This is a genomic window from Pantoea stewartii (assembly GCF_011044475.1).
In the GTDB taxonomy this organism is placed as follows: Bacteria; Pseudomonadota; Gammaproteobacteria; order Enterobacterales; family Enterobacteriaceae; genus Pantoea; species Pantoea stewartii.
Genome location: NZ_CP049115.1, coordinates 1,122,241 through 1,139,792 on the forward strand (window position 1 = coordinate 1,122,241; position 17,552 = coordinate 1,139,792).

Annotated in this window: 26 protein-coding genes; 12 read left to right on the forward strand and 14 right to left on the reverse strand. The window is 50.8% G+C overall.

The genetic code is table 11. From position 1 onward, the window contains the following. Position 1: 1 nt before the first annotated feature. From G5574_RS05305 to G5574_RS05375, 13 genes are all read right to left on the reverse strand, one after another. On the reverse strand, positions 2–247 hold the full coding sequence (locus tag G5574_RS05305) for a phage holin (protein ID WP_199562911.1): 246 nt from the start codon (positions 245–247) through the stop codon (positions 2–4). A gap of 144 nt (positions 248–391) precedes the next feature. Further along, positions 392–1,009 (reverse strand): methyltransferase domain-containing protein, encoded by a 618-nt coding sequence (locus G5574_RS05310; protein ID WP_164482199.1) that lies wholly within the window; start codon positions 1,007–1,009, stop codon positions 392–394. Then, complete coding sequence (locus G5574_RS05315) at positions 984–1,850, reverse strand: hypothetical protein (protein WP_244964670.1); 867 nt, start codon at positions 1,848–1,850, stop codon at positions 984–986. Before G5574_RS05315 ends, G5574_RS05310 begins: the two co-directional genes overlap by 26 nt. Next, positions 1,831–2,394, reverse strand: a complete 564-nt coding sequence (locus tag G5574_RS05320) for a hypothetical protein (RefSeq protein WP_164482200.1) — start codon at positions 2,392–2,394, stop codon at positions 1,831–1,833. Before G5574_RS05320 ends, G5574_RS05315 begins: the two co-directional genes overlap by 20 nt. Positions 2,395–2,624: 230 nt before the next feature. Continuing rightward, positions 2,625–3,203 (reverse strand): DUF1133 family protein, encoded by a 579-nt coding sequence (locus tag G5574_RS05325; RefSeq protein WP_164482201.1) that lies wholly within the window; start codon positions 3,201–3,203, stop codon positions 2,625–2,627. Continuing rightward, positions 3,200–3,496: a DUF1364 domain-containing protein gene (locus G5574_RS05330; RefSeq protein WP_164482202.1), complete on the reverse strand. Its 297-nt coding sequence runs from the start codon at positions 3,494–3,496 to the stop codon at positions 3,200–3,202. The genes G5574_RS05325 and G5574_RS05330 overlap by 4 nt, the downstream gene beginning before the upstream one ends. Next, complete coding sequence (locus G5574_RS05335) at positions 3,481–3,864, reverse strand: hypothetical protein (protein ID WP_164482203.1); 384 nt, start codon at positions 3,862–3,864, stop codon at positions 3,481–3,483. The genes G5574_RS05330 and G5574_RS05335 overlap by 16 nt, the downstream gene beginning before the upstream one ends. Next, entirely contained in the window at positions 3,861–5,537 is a 1,677-nt protein-coding gene (locus G5574_RS23625; RefSeq protein ID WP_244964671.1) for a DNA cytosine methyltransferase, read from the reverse strand. The genes G5574_RS05335 and G5574_RS23625 overlap by 4 nt, the downstream gene beginning before the upstream one ends. Continuing rightward, a complete protein-coding gene (locus G5574_RS05355) occupies positions 5,534–6,127 on the reverse strand; it encodes a DUF1367 family protein (RefSeq protein ID WP_164482204.1) in 594 nt (197 codons plus the stop codon). Before G5574_RS05355 ends, G5574_RS23625 begins: the two co-directional genes overlap by 4 nt. A 1-nt stretch (position 6,128) precedes the next feature. Beyond that, positions 6,129–6,815 carry a replication protein P gene (locus tag G5574_RS05360; RefSeq protein WP_164482205.1) on the reverse strand — a complete coding sequence of 229 codons (687 nt, stop codon included), beginning with the start codon at positions 6,813–6,815 and terminating at the stop codon, positions 6,129–6,131. Continuing rightward, the gene (locus tag G5574_RS05365; RefSeq protein WP_164483207.1) at positions 6,812–7,744 is read right to left on the reverse strand and encodes a replication protein; all 933 of its coding nucleotides are present in this window, start codon (positions 7,742–7,744) and stop codon (positions 6,812–6,814) included. The genes G5574_RS05360 and G5574_RS05365 overlap by 4 nt, the downstream gene beginning before the upstream one ends. Positions 7,745–7,864: 120 nt before the next feature. Further along, positions 7,865–8,179: a CII family transcriptional regulator gene (locus G5574_RS05370; protein ID WP_164482206.1), complete on the reverse strand. Its 315-nt coding sequence runs from the start codon at positions 8,177–8,179 to the stop codon at positions 7,865–7,867. A gap of 82 nt (positions 8,180–8,261) precedes the next feature. Then, entirely contained in the window at positions 8,262–8,477 is a 216-nt protein-coding gene (locus G5574_RS05375) for a helix-turn-helix domain-containing protein (RefSeq protein ID WP_028722565.1), read from the reverse strand. 105 nt (positions 8,478–8,582) lie between these two features. Between G5574_RS05375 and G5574_RS05380 the strand changes: the two genes are divergently transcribed. From G5574_RS05380 to G5574_RS05435, 12 genes are all read left to right on the forward strand, one after another. Further along, entirely contained in the window at positions 8,583–9,236 is a 654-nt protein-coding gene (locus G5574_RS05380) for a LexA family protein (RefSeq protein ID WP_164482207.1), read from the forward strand. A 198-nt stretch (positions 9,237–9,434) separates the two neighbouring features. Next, positions 9,435–9,629, forward strand: coding sequence for a cell division protein FtsZ (locus G5574_RS05385; protein WP_164482208.1), 195 nt, complete (start codon positions 9,435–9,437; stop codon positions 9,627–9,629). A gap of 28 nt (positions 9,630–9,657) precedes the next feature. Further along, positions 9,658–10,011 (forward strand): hypothetical protein, encoded by a 354-nt coding sequence (locus tag G5574_RS05390; RefSeq protein WP_164482209.1) that lies wholly within the window; start codon positions 9,658–9,660, stop codon positions 10,009–10,011. A 10-nt stretch (positions 10,012–10,021) separates the two neighbouring features. After that, positions 10,022–12,736, forward strand: coding sequence for a RecE family exodeoxyribonuclease (locus G5574_RS05395; RefSeq protein ID WP_164482210.1), 2,715 nt, complete (start codon positions 10,022–10,024; stop codon positions 12,734–12,736). A gap of 11 nt (positions 12,737–12,747) precedes the next feature. Further along, positions 12,748–13,851 carry a RecT family recombinase gene (locus G5574_RS05400; protein ID WP_164482211.1) on the forward strand — a complete coding sequence of 368 codons (1,104 nt, stop codon included), beginning with the start codon at positions 12,748–12,750 and terminating at the stop codon, positions 13,849–13,851. 36 nt (positions 13,852–13,887) lie between these two features. After that, positions 13,888–14,187, forward strand: coding sequence for a hypothetical protein (locus tag G5574_RS05405; RefSeq protein WP_164482212.1), 300 nt, complete (start codon positions 13,888–13,890; stop codon positions 14,185–14,187). Then, the gene (locus G5574_RS05410; protein ID WP_164482213.1) at positions 14,177–14,323 is read left to right on the forward strand and encodes a hypothetical protein; all 147 of its coding nucleotides are present in this window, start codon (positions 14,177–14,179) and stop codon (positions 14,321–14,323) included. The genes G5574_RS05405 and G5574_RS05410 overlap by 11 nt, the downstream gene beginning before the upstream one ends. Next, on the forward strand, positions 14,320–14,844 hold the full coding sequence (locus tag G5574_RS05415) for a hypothetical protein (RefSeq protein ID WP_164481808.1): 525 nt from the start codon (positions 14,320–14,322) through the stop codon (positions 14,842–14,844). Before G5574_RS05410 ends, G5574_RS05415 begins: the two co-directional genes overlap by 4 nt. Further along, the gene (locus tag G5574_RS05420) at positions 14,841–15,608 is read left to right on the forward strand and encodes a hypothetical protein (protein ID WP_164482214.1); all 768 of its coding nucleotides are present in this window, start codon (positions 14,841–14,843) and stop codon (positions 15,606–15,608) included. Before G5574_RS05415 ends, G5574_RS05420 begins: the two co-directional genes overlap by 4 nt. Then, positions 15,605–15,778 (forward strand): hypothetical protein, encoded by a 174-nt coding sequence (locus G5574_RS05425; RefSeq protein ID WP_164482215.1) that lies wholly within the window; start codon positions 15,605–15,607, stop codon positions 15,776–15,778. Before G5574_RS05420 ends, G5574_RS05425 begins: the two co-directional genes overlap by 4 nt. Further along, positions 15,775–16,041, forward strand: coding sequence for a helix-turn-helix domain-containing protein (locus G5574_RS05430; protein WP_164482216.1), 267 nt, complete (start codon positions 15,775–15,777; stop codon positions 16,039–16,041). Before G5574_RS05425 ends, G5574_RS05430 begins: the two co-directional genes overlap by 4 nt. A gap of 2 nt (positions 16,042–16,043) precedes the next feature. Next, the gene (locus G5574_RS05435) at positions 16,044–16,232 is read left to right on the forward strand and encodes a helix-turn-helix transcriptional regulator (protein WP_425325400.1); all 189 of its coding nucleotides are present in this window, start codon (positions 16,044–16,046) and stop codon (positions 16,230–16,232) included. Here G5574_RS05435 and G5574_RS05440 read toward each other — a convergent pair. Continuing rightward, complete coding sequence (locus tag G5574_RS05440) at positions 16,213–17,394, reverse strand: tyrosine-type recombinase/integrase (RefSeq protein ID WP_164482217.1); 1,182 nt, start codon at positions 17,392–17,394, stop codon at positions 16,213–16,215. The genes G5574_RS05435 and G5574_RS05440 overlap by 20 nt on opposite strands. Positions 17,395–17,552 lie beyond the last annotated feature (158 nt).

Genomic DNA, 17,552 nt, shown 5'->3' on the forward strand with positions numbered 1-17,552 from the left:
ATTAATCATCCTGTGATGGTGGAGAAATGATCCCGCGTGCGACCGCATCACGGTAGGTTTTCAGAATCTGCCGTTTGTACCAGGCATTAAGCAGGAATGTAGCCGCACCAATCACCACACCGCTGATGATCGCCACCTTGTTCCAGTCGACGCTTTGTATCCATTGAGCCACGCTTCCCCCACAAACAAGCGTGCCAGACACGCAATAGCTGACTGCTGATGCAATTTTGTCAGGCATAATTTTCATATCCACCCCCTGAACGGGGACTTGTCCAATTAGGAATTGTCTACTTTCTGAACTGGACGAGCCCGGTTAGCCTTTTCATGTCGAGTGAAAAAGCTTCCTGCTGCCGTTGGGTAGCCAATGATGATGATGATCCGCAATGCGGATTCAGGTGATGCGTTTAAACGCGTAAGTCCCTATGCCCTTGCGGCCAAGGTCGCACTCCGTCTGATTGTGCTCCACGCATTCGAATCCCTGCTTACTAAACCATGTGCGCAAGCCTTCGTCGGTGAAGTACCAGATATGTTCGTCTTTGCGGAAGTGATGAGAGCGGAGGATATCCGCGCTGTCACGGAAAATCGGGATTGAAACAAATACGAATTCACCGGCCCTGGCAACTGCGGCCTCCGGATCATCAATGTGTTCAAGCACATCCCACATGCTGATCGCGGGACAGGACGTTTTATATAAATCCCGGTAGAGCCCTTTCTCTTTCAACCACTCCACGCCAGCGGGATTCACGTCATAGCCGAACGTCATTGCGCGAGAGGCAACAAACTGACCAGCGCCGATCCCTACATCAAGGACAGGGCCATGATAATGACGCGCAATTAACTCAATACGTGACATAGTAAGCAGGCGCCCGGTTTCGGTGTCTGCCATTTTCTTATAACGCTCGAAGTAATCCACGTTATAGGGACGTTCGCGCGGTACCGGATAGCGACCGATCCCCAGTTCAGGGAAGAAAACCAGCTCACTATCAACTTTCTGATAAAACTCTCTCATTCAGCCAGGCCTCAAATTTGTTGCTGAATCCGGTAATGCGTTTGTCGCATTCGTGGTCCCACTGATGGCAGCGGCAGTAATTGTCGGGAATTGCCCAGCCAACATTTTGGAGATTCATTGTGTGGTCAGTTACCACATCAGGCGCGTTGTGCGCACCACGGCCTCCGGCCACAACAAAAACGGGGGTCTGGTAACAGATAGCAGCGGGCAGCGCCCAGCCAACTGGCGTGACGACTACAGCAGCGCTTTCAACCAGTGACAGCAAGCTGCACAGATTCAGTTCGCCGCTGTGCAGATACAAATCTGCTTCTGGCTTCTCACCCACCAGCCACTCTTGCCCCTCTTCCAGATCCGCAACACTGATAACGAAAAAGTGACGGCGCAAAATGCGCGACGCCTGGACAAGGTAATCAGGATCCGGATTGCGGGAATCGCTGCGCCATTCACTGCGCACTGTAGCGGGCCGGATTACAGCTATCGGCTTATCGCTGTAATGCTGGCCAGCCTGAAACGACGGCAAATCGAAGTGTCCGGGCTCAGTATGGAAACGCTCGCGCATAGCATTGATGATAGAACCGCGCTCAAGCTCAGCCGGACCATAGAATATGCGGCGAGTGTCGTAACTATCAGGCAACGTCTGCCAGACCGCGCGTGAACTGTCTTCGTTCTTGCGTTGTGTGCGGAGGGTTGTATCGCTACGCACAGGGTTTACTGGCAAACCCTGATAAATTTCCGGCCACGCGGTTTTTATGTACGTTCCGGGCGGGAACTGCTTAACGAAAGCACGCTGATAAATCGAATCGCCCAGCCCCTGCATGCCGTCAATAAATATCGGTTTCATGAATATCCCTGATTACGTCTTCAAGCGACGCCCTGGTGAAACACGTGAGGCTGGTTTGTCTGCTGCAGTTGGTGACATTAACGTTACGTGGCAACTGGTTATTCAATAACGAAAATTCACCGCGCCATCGCTCAATACATGCTGCTGTTGGATTATCCAGCCCGGCGTGCGCGCCATGCCAGTGCAGGCCGTTCACGATCGAACAGTCATAACCGAGCAAAATAATATTTTGGGCGCCAAGGTTTGCCGCGAAGAGGATCGCGCGCTGGCCGGAATTAAACGTGCCAGATGTATCGGTTTCGAAAAGATTCAAACCGTAACGGGTTGACGCCTGCAGGTTGCAGGTCCATTTTTCGGCATTACTGGCAATTAAAGAATGATTTTTATCCCACCAGCTCAGATCCCCGGCGTAGATATACCGGCACTGCGGCGCGGCACTCCAGCTGGAGTTCACTGTAATCAGGGGGATTCCTGCCTCACTGAGCAGTGTGCAGTCAGAAGATAAAAGAGAAGGCCCCGACGCACATATAGCAATATGCCGCATCGGGGCCTCCGGAAGAATTGCCCCACCCGGCGCTTATATCCGGCACTCGCAATGGCTTAGCTCTTGAAGGGGCAAATTAACTTTACAATCAAAAACCTCTGAGTTTTTGGCAAAAAAACACACTTTCTAATTTTTCAAATAACAAAATCCGGAAATAAAAAAGCCCCGCACGATGGCAGGGCTATGAATTCTGTTGCTTGTCGATACAGCTTTGCGAAGCATACGTGAATTCAACCAGTGACTGGCTCACTTTGCAAGTAAAATCTTTGGCTGTTTAAACCGAAAGCATCGCTCATTGGCTGGTAAAGCATTAATTCAGCCATCCCCATCCATGTGTCGATCCTTCGGCGACAGGTGGCAAAGCTTAGTTCAGGATGCTGATCGTAAAATTCTTCAGCTATCTCACGCAGGCTCATTTTTTCCTGATATCGTTTTTCGAGCAAACGGAGAAGGCCGGGATCGTCGTGCAGAGTTGTAGCGATAACTTTATCCATAGTTGACGCTTCATCATCAGTACAAAAAACAAGGCTGGAATAGCGTCTTTCTGCCAGCATACTGTTTACCCAAGACTCAAGATCTTTAGACGAGCACCCTTTTTTTCTTAATGCTACTAATGCCTTATTGAGATCATCTTGTGTCAGTACATATTTGCCAAGCAGTCTTTTGAACATATCTGCTGCTTTTGGCGATGTATCAATTGCAGACCAGCGCCCCCACATTTTCAACTTACCCTGTAGCCAGACACTTTCCATGGTGCGTAAGCGCAAATCTTTTCCGTCTGCTTTTCCGGTAGTTGATGGATAGATCATAATTTTCCTTCATCCAGTAGTATTTGCTGTGTCCGAAACACTCCTTCTGCGTGATACAGCCGGAGTTCATCACGGGTAAATTCAGTTTTAATTCTGCCGTCTATGGCATCGTGACAGGCGTTACATGCGAAAGCGCCTTGTGTGTCTGACGGTTTATTCCCGGTACCGCATGAATCGGAGAGCCGGTAATGCGCCAGCACAGTGGTTTCAGGATTGTGATTACAGATGCCGGGAATTCTCACCTGACAATTGCGGCCACGCGCTTCCCTGCGGATATTTACAGGTCGAGGCATTGCTGACCGCCCCCCTGAATAATTCTGTTTAGCTTCTGGAATTCAGTTGGTGCGCTGAGCCAGTGAGCGGCCCGTATCGCTGCAGCCTGGTCACTGGAATAAATCAAACGGCGGTTTGTGCGGGGTAAAGCAGCACAGACAGGGCAATAATCCGTAGTGTCGTGGATGCATCCGCTTTTTTTACCCCTCAAGCAGATGTGAAAATGCCCTGCCCTTGTCGCGCAGTTATCACACATTGGTGCATCACATGTGTAGGGCTTGAAAGCGGATATTTTATCGGGCTCTGCTTCATGCGGCGGATAACCTAAATGACCATCGCAATAAAGCGTCGCCTCAGCACCACAGAAAATGCAGTATTCTTTTTTCATGCGGCACCACCCTGAATTTGATTTTTAATTCTCTGACCAATCCAGCGCATGACCGGTACAGCCATGCTGTTACCGAGTGCGCGATAACGAGGCCCGTCAGGACAATCAGCGGGTTCCTTCCCTCTCCACGAAATTTGGGTATGGTTATCGGGAAACCCCTGCAAACGCTCGCACTCTACTGGTGTCAGCCTGCGAACCTGCATACCCCACCCTATTGCACCTACGCCGATACCCGCCCTGCCGCCGTTCGGAGTCAGCAGCGCATTGGCTGTGCCGTCATTTCGCACTTCTACTGTTGAACCCTCTGAGCGGCCACGAACGGCCATAGTGTAAGGCTCGGTTAAAACTGCTGCCGCGCCCTGCTCTGGCTTACCGCCGCCTGTTGAAAGTGCACCGGCTATCATTCCGTCGCCATTTTCTAATCTGAGCTCACCACGACTGTTTTCAGCAAACGCATACGCCACCGCTGGCGGCTGGCCACTGTTGGCATGACTCTTGTCATGGTTGCCTGCGCGAAGTGTTGGCGAAAGGTTAAAGGTTACGTCTGCGCCATGGTCTTTGTAGCTGAATGCCATGACCGCATTTTCCTGCCCCTGATTTCTTCCCAGGGGGTGGGCCAGTTCGCGGTTGTAATCAGGATCCTGGGTACCATGTACCGCAAAAGTTTCTACATCGAAATCATTCCTCTGACCTTTGGCAGTCAGACAGGCAGCCACCTCAATATTTCCGCTGGTGTTACCACCGCCATAAGCCATAACGAGCATGTCAGCATGAGAAACCGGATCGCTGTTGTCGCGATAATTGCCCGCCCTGAGAGTGGGCGAAACTTCTCCCACCGCGATTTGATGGCCACCAACAAGCCCCGAACCCCGCTGAGAAAATAACTCCTGATTGCTCAGGCCAATGCCGCCCGCGTTATTCGACTGATTCAGGGTTGGGTGTGCGTTGGCTCTGTCATCCCAGTGGCTACCGTTTTTAACGCGGCTTCCAGCATCTGGGGCAACTTTCGCTTTCGGTTCTCTGCACGGCGCAGAATTCCGGCGCATGCTGTCGGACTCAAATAATATTTTTGCGGGATCGAAGTCTGTTCGAGCACTTGCGACAACGAACACACGGTTGCGTCGTTGGGCCACGCCGAAAAATTGAGCGTCGAGCACTCGCCAGGCAATAGCTCTTTTTGGTCCCAGCACATAACCAGCGTTTGACCATTTTCGCCCTGGTGATTCCAGTTCACGGCTTTCACCGGCAAGCCCCGCAAGAAAACATCCGAAAGCGTTATCTCTGGTGTTGAGCACGCCTGGTACGTTTTCCCATACACAGATTGCGGCTGGCTTACCGTCAGCGGTTCTTTTTTCGTCAATAGCATTTAATAAATCCACATAGGCCAGGGTTAATTGTCCGCGAGGGTCATCAAGTCCGGCGCGAAGTCCGGCGACCGAAAATGCCTGGCATGGCGTGCCGCCCACCAGCAAATCGGGTGCCGTGATCAGGCCAGAACGAATTTGGCAGGCGAGGCGCGTCATATCGCCCAGATTTGGTACCTGCGGCCAGTGGCTTGCAAGAACGGCAGAGGGAAATTTTTCAATTTCGCTGAACCATGCTGGCACAAAACCTAATGGCTCCCATGCAACGCTTGCGGCTTCGATACCGCTGCACACTGAACCGTAAATCATGCGGCAAACTCCTGTAGCTGTGCGGCGGCGTTCTCTGCTGCCTGCTGGCTGTCGAATTTGCGAAACAGGATCTGATACCAGAGGACATTTAAAACCGCTTTGTAAACCTCCTGAAATTCGTGCTCCTTCATGCTGGCGAATGAAATTGATTTGGCTTCGCGGCGCTGAGTGCCATCGGGCAAAATATATTCATCGTAAAATCCGGCCGTCATTACCGCCCATTTGCGGAATGCTTCGAATGACTTAACCAGCGCCACACCCTCAGCGCGATCAGCACCTGTGCGCGACAGAAATTCGTCCAGGGTTTCACTTAACACGTTTTGCTGGCCGGTCAGCGTACTGAGGTAATCGACGTACTGACGAAGTAACGACTTCTCGGACTCCAGCACAGCGCCAGCCGTGGGCGTCCAGTATTCAAAGCCCAGATTGAGCAGCGCAAAAAAACGTTTGTGGAAATTGTAATTGCGCGCCTGACGAACATCACAACTCAGCCAGGCACCGGTTTTGATGCGCGCCAGCACCTCGGCGGCCTCGGCGTTCGCCACCATCATGGTTGTGGCAGATGTTTTAATCAGATGCATTTGTGGCATATCACACCATCCCTTTTCGGCGCAGGTATTCAGCCTTGAGAATTTCGGCGGGCGTTGGGCCGCTGTCATGTGCTGGTGCCGATAAAGCCTTGCGAACGGGTGGCACTGGCTTGCCCTCAGTAACGCGGTCATCCCAGTACTGAATGAGCTTTTTAGCTTCGCCCAGCAGTTCAGGTTCAGTAAGCTGACGCTCATTGCTGCGGCGGCGTAGTTCCAGGCAGATGTGATACATAACCGCCTGTGACCATGGATATTGTTCGCTGGTCGGGTACCGGAAAACCGTCCTGCGCCAGTGCCAGAATTCTTTAAGCACCTCAGCGGCGGTGATCCCTAATGCGCCCTTGCCCTCACGGCACCAGGCGACGAACTGCCCCGGGGAAGGCAGGAAAGGTTTTTCCTGTTTACGGGCTGCCCGCATGCCAGCGTTGACCTGTGCCATTGTGGTGATCCCGTTCTCTCGGAATGACAAAAGCCACTGGCGCCGGAATTCGTTTAATTCCTCCTGGGTGCGCAGATTCGCCATGGCAGCCGGAAACGCCGCGCGCAACTGACCAAAAAGCGTATTAAAAATTTCGGCAACCTGCTCTGCCTGCTGCGGTGCATCGTCCTGGATTTCCGCCAGACCGTTAGCAACACGTTTCATGTTTTCACGGTCAAGGTTAACCATCTGTTCAGCAATGCTTTTCATTCGATCACCCCATGGATCCAGTCGGTGTTGTTGTAGTCCAGCGCTGGCGCTGCGGCCCTGCGTGGCGTGGCATCACGCTGGAGACAGAGCGTGTCCCACTTAGCGCGCAGTTTGGCCGGCGAAAGAATGTTTGAGCACCAGAACGCGTCACGGCTGGCCCATTTGAACAGTTCGCAGATCTCGCGATGTGTGCGACCGTCGATTTCTCGCATCAGGCGAATGTCATTGGCCCAGGTTGTGAGGTTTGGCTTGCGAACTGCCGGACGGATTGACGCGACAAGGCCAGCAATCCATTCGGCGCAATGCAGGTCGTCAGGTGATCCCCACTTGTTGCCTTTGGGTGAGCTGATCGCTGCATCTGGCTTAGCAGGAAAATCATTTTCAGAGGGTGAGTTTGGGGATTCGTGAGAATTCTCAAACGAAGATCTTTTAATATTGTTGTTTATATATTGTTGTTCATGTTGTGCGGGTGTTTGTGCGGCTTCATGTGCGGCTATATCCTCCGAACCCGCGCCGTTACTGGCTTTGTCATGTGCGGCTGTATGTGCGGCTTCATGTGTGGGTAAATCGTCTATTTTTTGCGCATACTCAGCATAATTTGTGATGGTTATCACAGTGCCTTTTTGCTTCTCGCCTTCCATGGATATCATGCCTTCGCGCTCGAAAACTTTAAGCATTCGCACGACTGCATCCCTGCTGACCGGCTGACCATTGCGATCACATAATCCCAGCCCTAAATCCGCTGCGGTCGTCACCAATTGTCCGGCACTCAGATGCCACTCGCGCCCCTTAAATCGGGCTGTGTATGGCTGTCTCTGGGCAGCAAAAAGCAGGTTATCCCACAGCGTTCTGAGATAAACATCTTTGGCCCACGGCTTTTTGAGAATGCTACGGTACAACGGGATGAATCCGTGTTTCTGGTTCTCCATCCGGTTGCTCCTGCGCTGGCGCGCGGTGTTGAAGTCAAAGAGTTTGGCAGTAGTCACGGCTTCCCCCTTTCACTGTTTACATAACCAGTAATTCCTGGCATACTTGCTCCTGTTGTGGTGTTAAAAATCAATTGTGATTTGAGATGAATCCTCGGTGGCAGCCGGGGATTTTTTTCGTCCAAAAAGCTGTTCTAACCTCTCTAAGCGCTCCTCAAGCTGTGACTCTGGGAAGTGAATTTCCAAAAACAGCATTACCAGACTCATTAATTCAAAAAAGCTGTGCTTCTGATTTCCGATTGCGTATTTCATGCGCGTTACTGCCGCATCATCCATGCCAATAAACCGGGCAAGTTTTCCCTGCCCATTAACCGCAAGTCGGCTTAATAGCTGGCTTTCAATGCGCTTTGCTTTTTTGCGTTTATTTGCAGACTCCATAATTAATAATTCCTTTATGAATTGGGCGTCATGCGAGTGCATGCCGACAGTGATTAATGACTCAGTGCGGCCAGAAATAGAACTACGCCGCACTATTTTGATTGGTGCCGTATTGAAGCCAACTTGCATCACATTGAAGTGCATTTGCTATTTCAAACAGAAAACGAGGGCGCTTTGTTAAACCAGCTTCAATCTGTTGGATAGACTGCTGTTTAACCCCTGCCTTAACTGCCAGTTCAGTTTGGGTAAGGTTTAGCTCCATTCGTCTTTGTTTGAGGCGATCCGAGATTGTTTGCATACAGCCTCCTTTGACAAATTTTCTTGTATATTAATTACAAGTAACCTTGTTTGTCAAATACAGCTTTTCTTGTAAACATCCCGTTCCCATGAATGAGGTGTTCTGATGACAACTATCGCGAAACGCGTACAATCTAAGCGAAGCGAGTTAGGGCTAACCCAAGCTGAGCTTGCTGAAAGAGCGGGTACATCCCAGCAAGCTATTGAGCAGTTAGAGAACGGGAAAACTAAAAGACCGCGCTACCTGCCTGAACTGGCGAGAGCGCTAGGCTGCGAAATTGATTGGTTAATAACTGGTACCAAATCAGGCACGAACGTTTCCCCCGCTGAATTAGGGAATAAACGCATTCCGATCCTCAGCTACGTTCAAGCGGGTTTATGGACAGAAAGCCAAGAATACCGGAGTTATGACGGCGGAATGAGTTACCTGCTTGTTGATGATGACGTATCAGACAACGCATTTGCATTGATAATAGAAGGTGATTCGATGGCACCAAAATTCAATGCTGGAGATAAAATCATTGTGGATCCAGAGGTTTATCCTGTACCCGGTGATTTTGTCGTTGCTCTTGATGGCGTAAAGAACCAGACAGTTTTTAAAAAATTCAGGCCAACCGGAGTGGACTCGCACGGAAATGATATTTACGAGTTAGTCCCCCTTAATGACGACTTCCCAACTTTACGTTCAGAAACAGGCAAGTTGAGCATAATTGGTACAATGGTTGAGCACCGAATAAGCAGAAAAAACCATAGACGCTGATTGTTACAGACAAACCGACCCTAATAAGTCGGTTTTTTTTCGCCCATCCAACAAGAAAATACAAAAATAAATACCTTTCAAAAACAAGAAAGTAGGTTTGTTACGCCTAATTTTACAATTTTTATTGTTTACAGGAAACAAACTATCTTGTAATTTTTAATCGCACCACAACAAGCAACTGAGGGTAAGGAGATCACCATGTACGGTACCGCTATATTGCCCCGCCGTGATGTGCTTCCGGGCACGCTGATCCGTTACAACGGGAAATCATGGCTGGCGTCTGCCAACGTCGAAAAGGGCTTATATGCAATTTCTGGAATCGAGAAAATTCGCATTACCAGTGAAAGCGTAGAAATCGTATTAAACAAACGCGGGCAACCGCAGGTTAATTAAATCTCAGCACAAATATATCCCGTGGCGCATGCGTCAGGGAAATCCACATTCTGAAATCAGAAAAGGAAAATTAATTATGTGTCTTAACTTTGCAGTCGAAATAAAACCCAGCTGTGTATTTTATTCAGAGGAACAGCGTATTGACTGTATTTCTGCTGCCGGTGAAATCATTGGTTATATCAGCATTAATAAAACCGATGACAGCGCAACTGCTTTCAATTCTGCTGGCCGTATCAGTAATGAGCACTGCCCTAACTGCGCCCTGCGTACCCTGTTCGCCTGGAAAACTGGCCTGGACGTTGATGCAGTACAAATCGCCTCCGATGAAAATCCGGCTGCTGTCGTTATGTCCGCAATTATCGCAGCCGCTGTAAGACACTGAGGAACCGGCCATGACTGCACTTAAACCTTTCTTCGTATACCTGCGCGCCAAGAAAAAAGCAGGCCAGAAAGATCACGTTTTCTGGGAAACGCGCGCCAGTGAAAACCGCGTCATTCGTGATGCCGCCAACGCTATGGAAGATGCCGGACTCAGTGAGGAAGATTTCTTTTCCCCTGCCGTGACCAATTTCCATGTGGTTGAAGATCTGCCGCCCGAGGGTGTGCTTGATTCCGCCTGGTGTGAGCGCTACCAGCTTGCCAGCGACAAAATAAACTGGGAGAAAATTCCCGGCGTCGAAGGCTCAACCAAGGTTGAACCCGCTGCACCAGCAACGGTTGATCCTGTCGTTGAAACTGAAACCACCCAGCCCGGCATTACTGCCCTGGAAGATTTGACCGTTGAACAGGCTGTTATCGGTGCGTGGATTTTTGGTACACAGCGCGAATACACCAAAGAGGATTTAGCCGCTGTAGCAGCACTGGCGATGGATACCGACGAATCCTATCCGCAAAACCTGCTGCTGGTGGCCCGCAATACCAAAGTAATGCAGTTGCAACACGCCTACCGGTTAACTGTTGCAGAATGGGTTGAGGCGGCTAAATCCGCGTGGGCACCCGGCACCGCCGTTCCGCAGGTTTCTGACCTGCTGAAATTTACTGGCGAATGGCTGGACGCGCACAATGATGCCTCGGCCCGCGCCCAGGGTAATCACAGTCGCCGCAGTGATGTTACGGCGAAATGGGCTGCCCGTATCGCTGGCAAATCTCAAACCGTGACCACCTCCACCGTGACAGAGAAAACCGCCAGCGGTGCCACGGCGGGCGGCGGCATCAAAACTGATCGTAATCCTGACTATGAACATACCCTCCAGACGCTGGGTATCGAAATTGCCTGCGCCCTGTTCCCGTCTGATTTCGACATTTACGAAATCCCTACGCCGATTTTCCGAAGGGCTAAGGAAATGGTCGCCGAGCGTCATGAAACCTGGGCGGCATGGAATCGCGCCCTGAGCAACACGCCAGGCATCCTTGATAACTCACGCGCGGCTATCTTTGCGTTAATCCGCTCTGCGCCTGAAAACATTCACCATACCCCGGGCGAATTGCAGTACTACATCAATTCCACCCTGGCTGAAACAGACCACGCCAATCCGTCACAGGAAACGCTTGCGGCTGCTCACAGCCCGGTTAAAGCCAGTACACCAGAGCCAGAGCCTGCCCCTGCTACAACGGCGGTGCCAGTGGCTGACGAGCCTATTAAAAATATGGGCGACGGCATATTTGATATTACTGCCCTGATTGCTGAAACCGTGGCGCCGCAGGTGGAAGCGTCTGTGCCAGTGACAGAACCGGTAACAGCAGCGCCAGCAGAAACCGCCTCAAATGAAGGTGAAAAAACGGAAGTGGTGCCGGAAGTTGCTGACATGGCCGCAACCTTCCCCGCCGTTTTCGAGCCTGGCCGTTATGAAAACATCCCTAACGAGGCATACCACGCCGCCAGCGGTATCAGCAGCAGCATGGTTAAAGATGCGCGGATCAGCCTTATGTATTTCCACGGCCGCCACGTTGAAAAAACCATACCGCGCGAAGAAACAAAGCCATTGCGTTTCGGTACCGAACTGCACGCCCTGACGCTGGAGCCGGAAAAATTCGCTGAGGATTTTGTTGTTTACCCTGGGCTGCCAGAAGGGGCCATTTCCACCACCAGCGAAATGAAAAAAATCATCGAGGATTACAACGCTTCGTTACCGGCGCTGGCGGAGCCCGATGCAATTAAAAAAATGATTGAGGCACATAACGAAAAGCTGCCAGCGCCTTTATCCCTGAGCGCTAACGCAGAAGAAACGGCAATTCTCTATCAGAACCTGCCCGACGAATTTCGCCGCATCCCGGAAACGGAAAAGCATACGGCGTCGGCTATGAAAGCCTGCATCAAGGAGTTCAACGCCACATTGCCGCAGCCGCTTAAAACCACTGGCAGCCGCGACAGCGTTTTAGACCAGCTTGCCGTTATTGCGCCTGAGTTTGTCGCAGAAGAACGCGCCAAAAAGCAGCCCTACAACGTCAGCGGCAGCAAAGAGGCAATGGCCGCCGTGGTTCGCGAAATCAGGCCTGACGCGATTTTCGCTGATGAGTTTAGCGAGAACTGGCGCAAAGGTGCTGCAGGGAAATGGATCGTCGGTGATACGGATTTCACACTCCTGCAGGCACTGAACAACGCCGTTTACGCACACCCGTCTGTCTCCAACCTGCTTAACCACCCGTCACGCGTTAACGAGGTGAGTTACTTCGGTATGGATGACGAAACCGGTTTGGAGGTGCGCATCCGTCCAGATATTGAACTGGAGATCGACGGCATACGCATTGCTGCTGACCTGAAAACCACCAGCATGGGCCGCATTAAGCAGGACTATTTACGCGCCCGCCTGCACCGTGAAATCACAGAACGCGATTACCACCTCAGCGCGGCGATGTATTCCGAGGTTGGCGGCTTCGATCAGTTCTTCTGGATCTTCGTTAACAAAGACCCTGGCTATCACTGGGTGGCGGTTATTGAGGCGTCACAGGATTTGCTTGAACTGGGCTCGCTTGAATATCACCGCACCTTGTCAGCTATCGCCCGCGCGTATGACACCGGCATCTGGCCTGCCCCGATTACCGACGATTACACCGACGAACTGAATGATTTTGATTTGCGCCGTCTTGAAATGCTGCGCCCAGTTTAAGGAATAAAAACATGAACGTACAAGTTACCGCCCCTGGCGAACAGGCAGTTGTCACTAACTCAAACGTTGCGCTGTTCGATTCTCAGTACCTGCGCGCTATCAACGAGTTTGCCACGGTTATGGCAAGCGGCGTAGCAACGGTACCGCAGCATTTACAGGGTAATCCTGCTGACTGCATGGCTGTGGCGATGCAGGCTGCACAATGGCAAATGAACCCGTTTGCGGTCGCCCAGAAAACCCACCTCATTAACGGCGTGCTGGGCTATGAGGCTCAGCTTGTTAACGCGGTGATCGTTCGCAGCGGCATCCTGACTACCCGTTTTGAATATGAATGGTACGGGCCGTGGGAAAAAATCATCGGCAAATTTGCCATTAAGAAAAACGATAAAGGTAAGGAATACCGCGTGCCGGACTGGCGCATGTCGGATGAGGAAGGTATTGGCATCCGCATTTCAGCCACCCTGCGCGGCGAGTCCGAACCTCGCGTGCTTGATCTGCTGCTGGCACAAGCCCGCGTCCGTAACTCAACACTATGGGCCGAAGATCCACGGCAGCAGTTGGCATACCTGGGCGTTAAGCGCTGGGCGCGCCTGTACTGCCCTGATGTGATTTTAGGTGTGTACACACCGGATGAACTGGAAGAACGCCACGAACGCGAGGTGTTTTCAGCGTCAGATAACCGCGTGAGCCTGGCGGCGCTTTCATCAACTGAACGGGTTACGCCTGCTGATGATGTAGCCACCGTTGAAACCAGCGAACAGGTTAATCCGGTTGCCAACGCTGCCGAACAGTTCCGCCTGGACATTCTCAAGGCTGAGTCTCCGGCTGTTGCGCAAACCCTACGCGGTGAAATTGAAAAAGCTAAAGGCAGTCTGGGTACCGCGTTATTTGTTGAATTAAAAAATCGTGCCGTTGCCCGGTACCACCAGTTAACCGCTATCGAAAAACTCAATCAGGCAATAAACGAATTGCCGAAACCTGGCGCTGATGGTGCCAGTGACGCATTCGCCGCGCTGGAACGCCTTTACACAACCAGCAAACGCCATCTGGGCGCGGAACTGGAGGAACAGTACAGCGTTACCCTGGCCGACATGAAACCCGAATACGCCGCATAACTCGTCGGCCCTTCGGGGCCGGTTAAGGAAACAGACATGAGCCACGATTTCACCGGCCTGAAATATGCCAAACGGTTTAAGCCCGACGATGGTTGCGATCACACTGCGCTGATCGTCTGGGGTATGCGCCGCCGCGCCAACATCCGTAACGGCATTAATACACCGCGTCCGGTACCAGTAAAAGTGATTGAGGTTAAAGCCAATGACGAACGTAAGTCACCTAAAGCAAAGCGTGCGAAATCTGCTGGAAAGTCTGCCAGCGTCACAGGCAGAGCTTTTGATACTCCTGTTGGAAGCATTCGAAAAAGAGCAGCAGCGCAGCGCTGTGCTGGCTGAGGCGGCCAGTTTTGTGGCCTCGCCCGCCAACTGGATTCAGCGCGACGAAAATATCTGGGAGTGGCGCGAGTCACCCCGCAAAGAATTTATGCAGGTGCTTAAAAGCGCCTTAGCCAAAGCGGAGATAAAACTGTGAAAAATCAGTTTAGCGGTCTGTCAGGAAAAGAGCTTGTAGCAGCCGGTCACCAGTTCGCGAAATCGCTGAATGCCGATGCACCTCTGATTGAAATAGCAAAATTGTTTAGCGAAATGGCTACATGCCTGGATTGTGCAATAGCACGCGGCGATGAGCTTACCGTTAACTGGAAAATCGTCGGGGAATCTGGAGAGCCAGAATTGCCAACTGGTGATAGCAAATCATTTTGGATTTGTTATCGCAGCAATGGCGACAACAAGTTACGTGTTTCTCAGGCAGTTTGGTTCAATCAACCGAAGCCGGAAGATGATGATGCAGAATGTGAGCTTTACACGCCGGATGGTGAACCGTATTGGCCTGTAGGGTGGCACGAGGCTTACTGTCATGAAGATTTCTCGACCTATTACCTCGGTTGGGATTGCGGACAGATTCTTGCATACGCTGAACTGAAATTGCCTCAGATTCCTTTGCAACTTCTCTCCGGCGCCCATGACACTGCGGATAAGGCGGGTGAAGCATGAAAACTCCAGACGTTAAATCTGCTTTACGCGCTCGTTTCTGCTCTCCAGAGTGGGCAATATTTTTTGAAGTGGCTGATGGTACCGGAATGAATCAACGCCGCTGGGCAGATGCAGTGGCTATGAACATGTACCCGTCGCGTGGTATGGAAATTCATGGTTTTGAAATCAAGGTCAGCCGCAACGACTGGCTGCGCGAATTAAAAAACCCTGAAAAATCATCAACGGTTCAGCAGTTTTGCGATAGATGGTGGATTGTAGCGCCGAAAGAACTTATTAAGCCTGGCGAGCTTCCCCCTACCTGGGGGCATTACGACATTACCTCCGCTGGCATTATTCGCCAGATGGTGGCAGCGCCGAAGCTGGAATCAGTGCCTGTTAATAAATCGTTTATGGCGGCCATGCTGCGCCGGGCGGGTGGCGTAGATGAGGCGGTCATGGCGGCGGCAGTGTCGCGGGAACGTGAGCAATTGGAGGCTCAGTTTAATGATCGTTTGCAGCGTGAGGTTGATTATCGGGCAACAAAAGCGAATTTAGCTATTGAAAAACTGGCTGAATTTGAGCGCGAAACGGGGCTTTCAATCGATGGTTATGGGGAAGTCAAGGAAGTTGCTGACGCTGTGCGCTTCATTCGCCATACGGGTGCACTAGCCACATGGCGGGGGCTGGAAGGTTTGGCCAGCGAGGCTGAGCGTTTTTCAGCTAAAGTGCGCGAATTCACAAGCGCTAACACGCCACCTAATGAAAATCACGGGGGCGGACTATGAAACACGTCACCGCCACCGAAGTGATGATTGAGCACAACGATCAGTTAGCGCGAAATCCACGTCACCTTAAACGCCTGATGGAGTTCTGGCCGCGTGAGAATATCGTGCACTGCATGGCGAAAGTAATTCTGGAAGAAATCGAGCGTAATAACGCTAAAGAGGAACCATGAAATATAAATTTTCTCTTAGCCTAGCGGTGCGCAAGTTGTGCCGCCGCCAGGGGCTGTACCTGAGTCAGTTTGCTAAAAAGGCGGCTATTTCAAAATCGACGTTACACGAAGCGATGAAATATAACTCACCCAAGCTGGAAACATGCGAACGTTGCGCGGCGGGCTTTGGTCTGACACTGGCAGAATTTATAGCGGAGGGGTATCCCAGCTTTAAAAATAAGAAAGTGATTAGTTCACCACAGAATGGCAGGAAGGAGGTGTGATCATGAATATCAATATGATTTCAGAAAAACAGGTTATGGCGGTGCTCGGTATTTCTTCACGTCAGACGATGGCAAAATATATTAAGAAATACAAATTCCCTCAGCCTGTAACTGTTTATCCAAAACAGTTTTTACAGGCTGAGGTTGAGAACTGGATCTTAAATGGTGGAGTCAACCAGAAATCTTCCTGACATGCTCAAGTATTCTGGAGGCGTAGAGCTCATATGCCGCCTTTTGTTCTGCCAGCCAGTCGTGTTTGTTATAGACAGTAAGCACCCCTCCCAGCTCATGCCCCAGCATTTTTTCAATGACATGGGGCGCAACTCCTTCCTCAGATAAACGGGTAGCAAGGCTGCGTCTGAAATCGTGTGCAGTAAACTCACCGATGCCTAATGTTGACTGTATCCGCTTGATGTACCTGTTTGCCGCCGAAATTGACAAATGTCTTTTTAAATTTGGCCCTGGGAAAAGCACTTCGCCATAAGCAGTTTCTGCCTTCTTTATCAGCGCCTCGGCCTCTGCAAAGATCGGCCGGCGAATGATGTTCCCCATTTTGCTGCGCGTTGATGGCACAGTCCAAATGCCTTCGTTGAAATCAAACTCACTCAGTAGCGATTCCCGCACCTCGGAATTTCGAGCGCCATATAGCATGAGTAATTGATGTGTCAGCTTGTTAGCAGTTGAAGCGCGACTTCTCTCAATAGCCAGCCATATTTTAGCCAGTTGGTTGTAGGTCAAAACCGTTTCTCCAATACTGGCCTTAATTCCTACATCTTTCGGGCTGATTTTCATCACTTCGCAACTGGAGAGAAATTGCCTCCTAATGCACCAGCCAATAGCAGAGCGCAACTGGCTCAGCAATTGCCTGGCCCGGATCTGATTCGCTTTTTCCTGCTCTGCGAACAATTCCACCCATGCTTTGACGGGTATATTCTCAGCAGGGATGCCGGGAAAAGCACCGGACAAATTTTTTATTACTGTGCTTTGGTAAAGTTGCTGTGTTGCCGGCCTCAATGTTGGCTTCACGTAGTTTTCCATCCAGTAGGAAAGACATTCTTCAACCGTCGGACTGGTCAGAGATTTTGATGTTGCATTCGTAAGTTTAGGGTCAATGCCTTTATCGATACTGAGTCTCATATCAGCAGCAATATTTCGGGCATCCCTGAGAGATATAGCCGGGTATTTTCCTATGCCTAACCTGTGCTGCTTCCCATTCCATCGATAGCGAAACTGGAAGTTGATTACACCGCGTGGTGTGATGCGTATACTCAAACCATCGGTATCTGTCAGTTCGCCTGGCCCGCTGTAAGGCTTGCCATATAGTGACCTGAGTTTTACATCGCTCAATGCCATAATATTTTGTACTCACTAAAAGTTGTTTTATGTACTCAATGTGTACTTAATTTTGCATGGACAAGCGCAAACATCAACAATATGCAATGAGCAACTTTCACCTAACATGAGCAAAGAACAACAAAATATCTATGAATATCATGAGCTTTATTGAGAAT

Excerpts from the sequence above, each read along its gene's own strand:
- G5574_RS05315 (WP_244964670.1), bottom strand. The coding sequence starts at position 1,850 with ATGAAACCGATATTTATTGACGGCATGCAGGGGCTGGGCGATTCGATT.
- G5574_RS05440 (WP_164482217.1), bottom strand. The coding sequence starts at position 17,394 with ATGGCATTGAGCGATGTAAAACTCAGGTCACTATATGGCAAGCCTTAC.
- G5574_RS05390 (WP_164482209.1), top strand. The coding sequence starts at position 9,658 with ATGCGTCAGGGAAATCCACATTCTGAAATCAGAAAAGGAAAATTAATT.
- G5574_RS05430 (WP_164482216.1), top strand. The coding sequence starts at position 15,775 with ATGAAATATAAATTTTCTCTTAGCCTAGCGGTGCGCAAGTTGTGCCGC.
- G5574_RS05380 (WP_164482207.1), top strand. The coding sequence starts at position 8,583 with ATGACAACTATCGCGAAACGCGTACAATCTAAGCGAAGCGAGTTAGGG.
- G5574_RS05435 (WP_425325400.1), top strand. The coding sequence starts at position 16,044 with ATGAATATCAATATGATTTCAGAAAAACAGGTTATGGCGGTGCTCGGT.
- G5574_RS05305 (WP_199562911.1), bottom strand. The coding sequence starts at position 247 with ATGAAAATTATGCCTGACAAAATTGCATCAGCAGTCAGCTATTGCGTG.
- G5574_RS05360 (WP_164482205.1), bottom strand. The coding sequence starts at position 6,815 with ATGAAAAGCATTGCTGAACAGATGGTTAACCTTGACCGTGAAAACATG.
- G5574_RS05395 (WP_164482210.1), top strand. The coding sequence starts at position 10,022 with ATGACTGCACTTAAACCTTTCTTCGTATACCTGCGCGCCAAGAAAAAA.
- G5574_RS05355 (WP_164482204.1), bottom strand. The coding sequence starts at position 6,127 with ATGCCACAAATGCATCTGATTAAAACATCTGCCACAACCATGATGGTG.
- G5574_RS05325 (WP_164482201.1), bottom strand. The coding sequence starts at position 3,203 with ATGATCTATCCATCAACTACCGGAAAAGCAGACGGAAAAGATTTGCGC.
- G5574_RS05425 (WP_164482215.1), top strand. The coding sequence starts at position 15,605 with ATGAAACACGTCACCGCCACCGAAGTGATGATTGAGCACAACGATCAG.
- G5574_RS05310 (WP_164482199.1), bottom strand. The coding sequence starts at position 1,009 with ATGAGAGAGTTTTATCAGAAAGTTGATAGTGAGCTGGTTTTCTTCCCT.
- G5574_RS05320 (WP_164482200.1), bottom strand. The coding sequence starts at position 2,394 with ATGCGGCATATTGCTATATGTGCGTCGGGGCCTTCTCTTTTATCTTCT.
- G5574_RS05335 (WP_164482203.1), bottom strand. The coding sequence starts at position 3,864 with ATGAAAAAAGAATACTGCATTTTCTGTGGTGCTGAGGCGACGCTTTAT.
- G5574_RS05385 (WP_164482208.1), top strand. The coding sequence starts at position 9,435 with ATGTACGGTACCGCTATATTGCCCCGCCGTGATGTGCTTCCGGGCACG.
- G5574_RS05420 (WP_164482214.1), top strand. The coding sequence starts at position 14,841 with ATGAAAACTCCAGACGTTAAATCTGCTTTACGCGCTCGTTTCTGCTCT.
- G5574_RS23625 (WP_244964671.1), bottom strand. The coding sequence starts at position 5,537 with ATGATTTACGGTTCAGTGTGCAGCGGTATCGAAGCCGCAAGCGTTGCA.
- G5574_RS05400 (WP_164482211.1), top strand. The coding sequence starts at position 12,748 with ATGAACGTACAAGTTACCGCCCCTGGCGAACAGGCAGTTGTCACTAAC.
- G5574_RS05405 (WP_164482212.1), top strand. The coding sequence starts at position 13,888 with ATGAGCCACGATTTCACCGGCCTGAAATATGCCAAACGGTTTAAGCCC.
- G5574_RS05330 (WP_164482202.1), bottom strand. The coding sequence starts at position 3,496 with ATGCCTCGACCTGTAAATATCCGCAGGGAAGCGCGTGGCCGCAATTGT.
- G5574_RS05375 (WP_028722565.1), bottom strand. The coding sequence starts at position 8,477 with ATGCAAACAATCTCGGATCGCCTCAAACAAAGACGAATGGAGCTAAAC.
- G5574_RS05365 (WP_164483207.1), bottom strand. The coding sequence starts at position 7,744 with ATGGAGAACCAGAAACACGGATTCATCCCGTTGTACCGTAGCATTCTC.
- G5574_RS05370 (WP_164482206.1), bottom strand. The coding sequence starts at position 8,179 with ATGGAGTCTGCAAATAAACGCAAAAAAGCAAAGCGCATTGAAAGCCAG.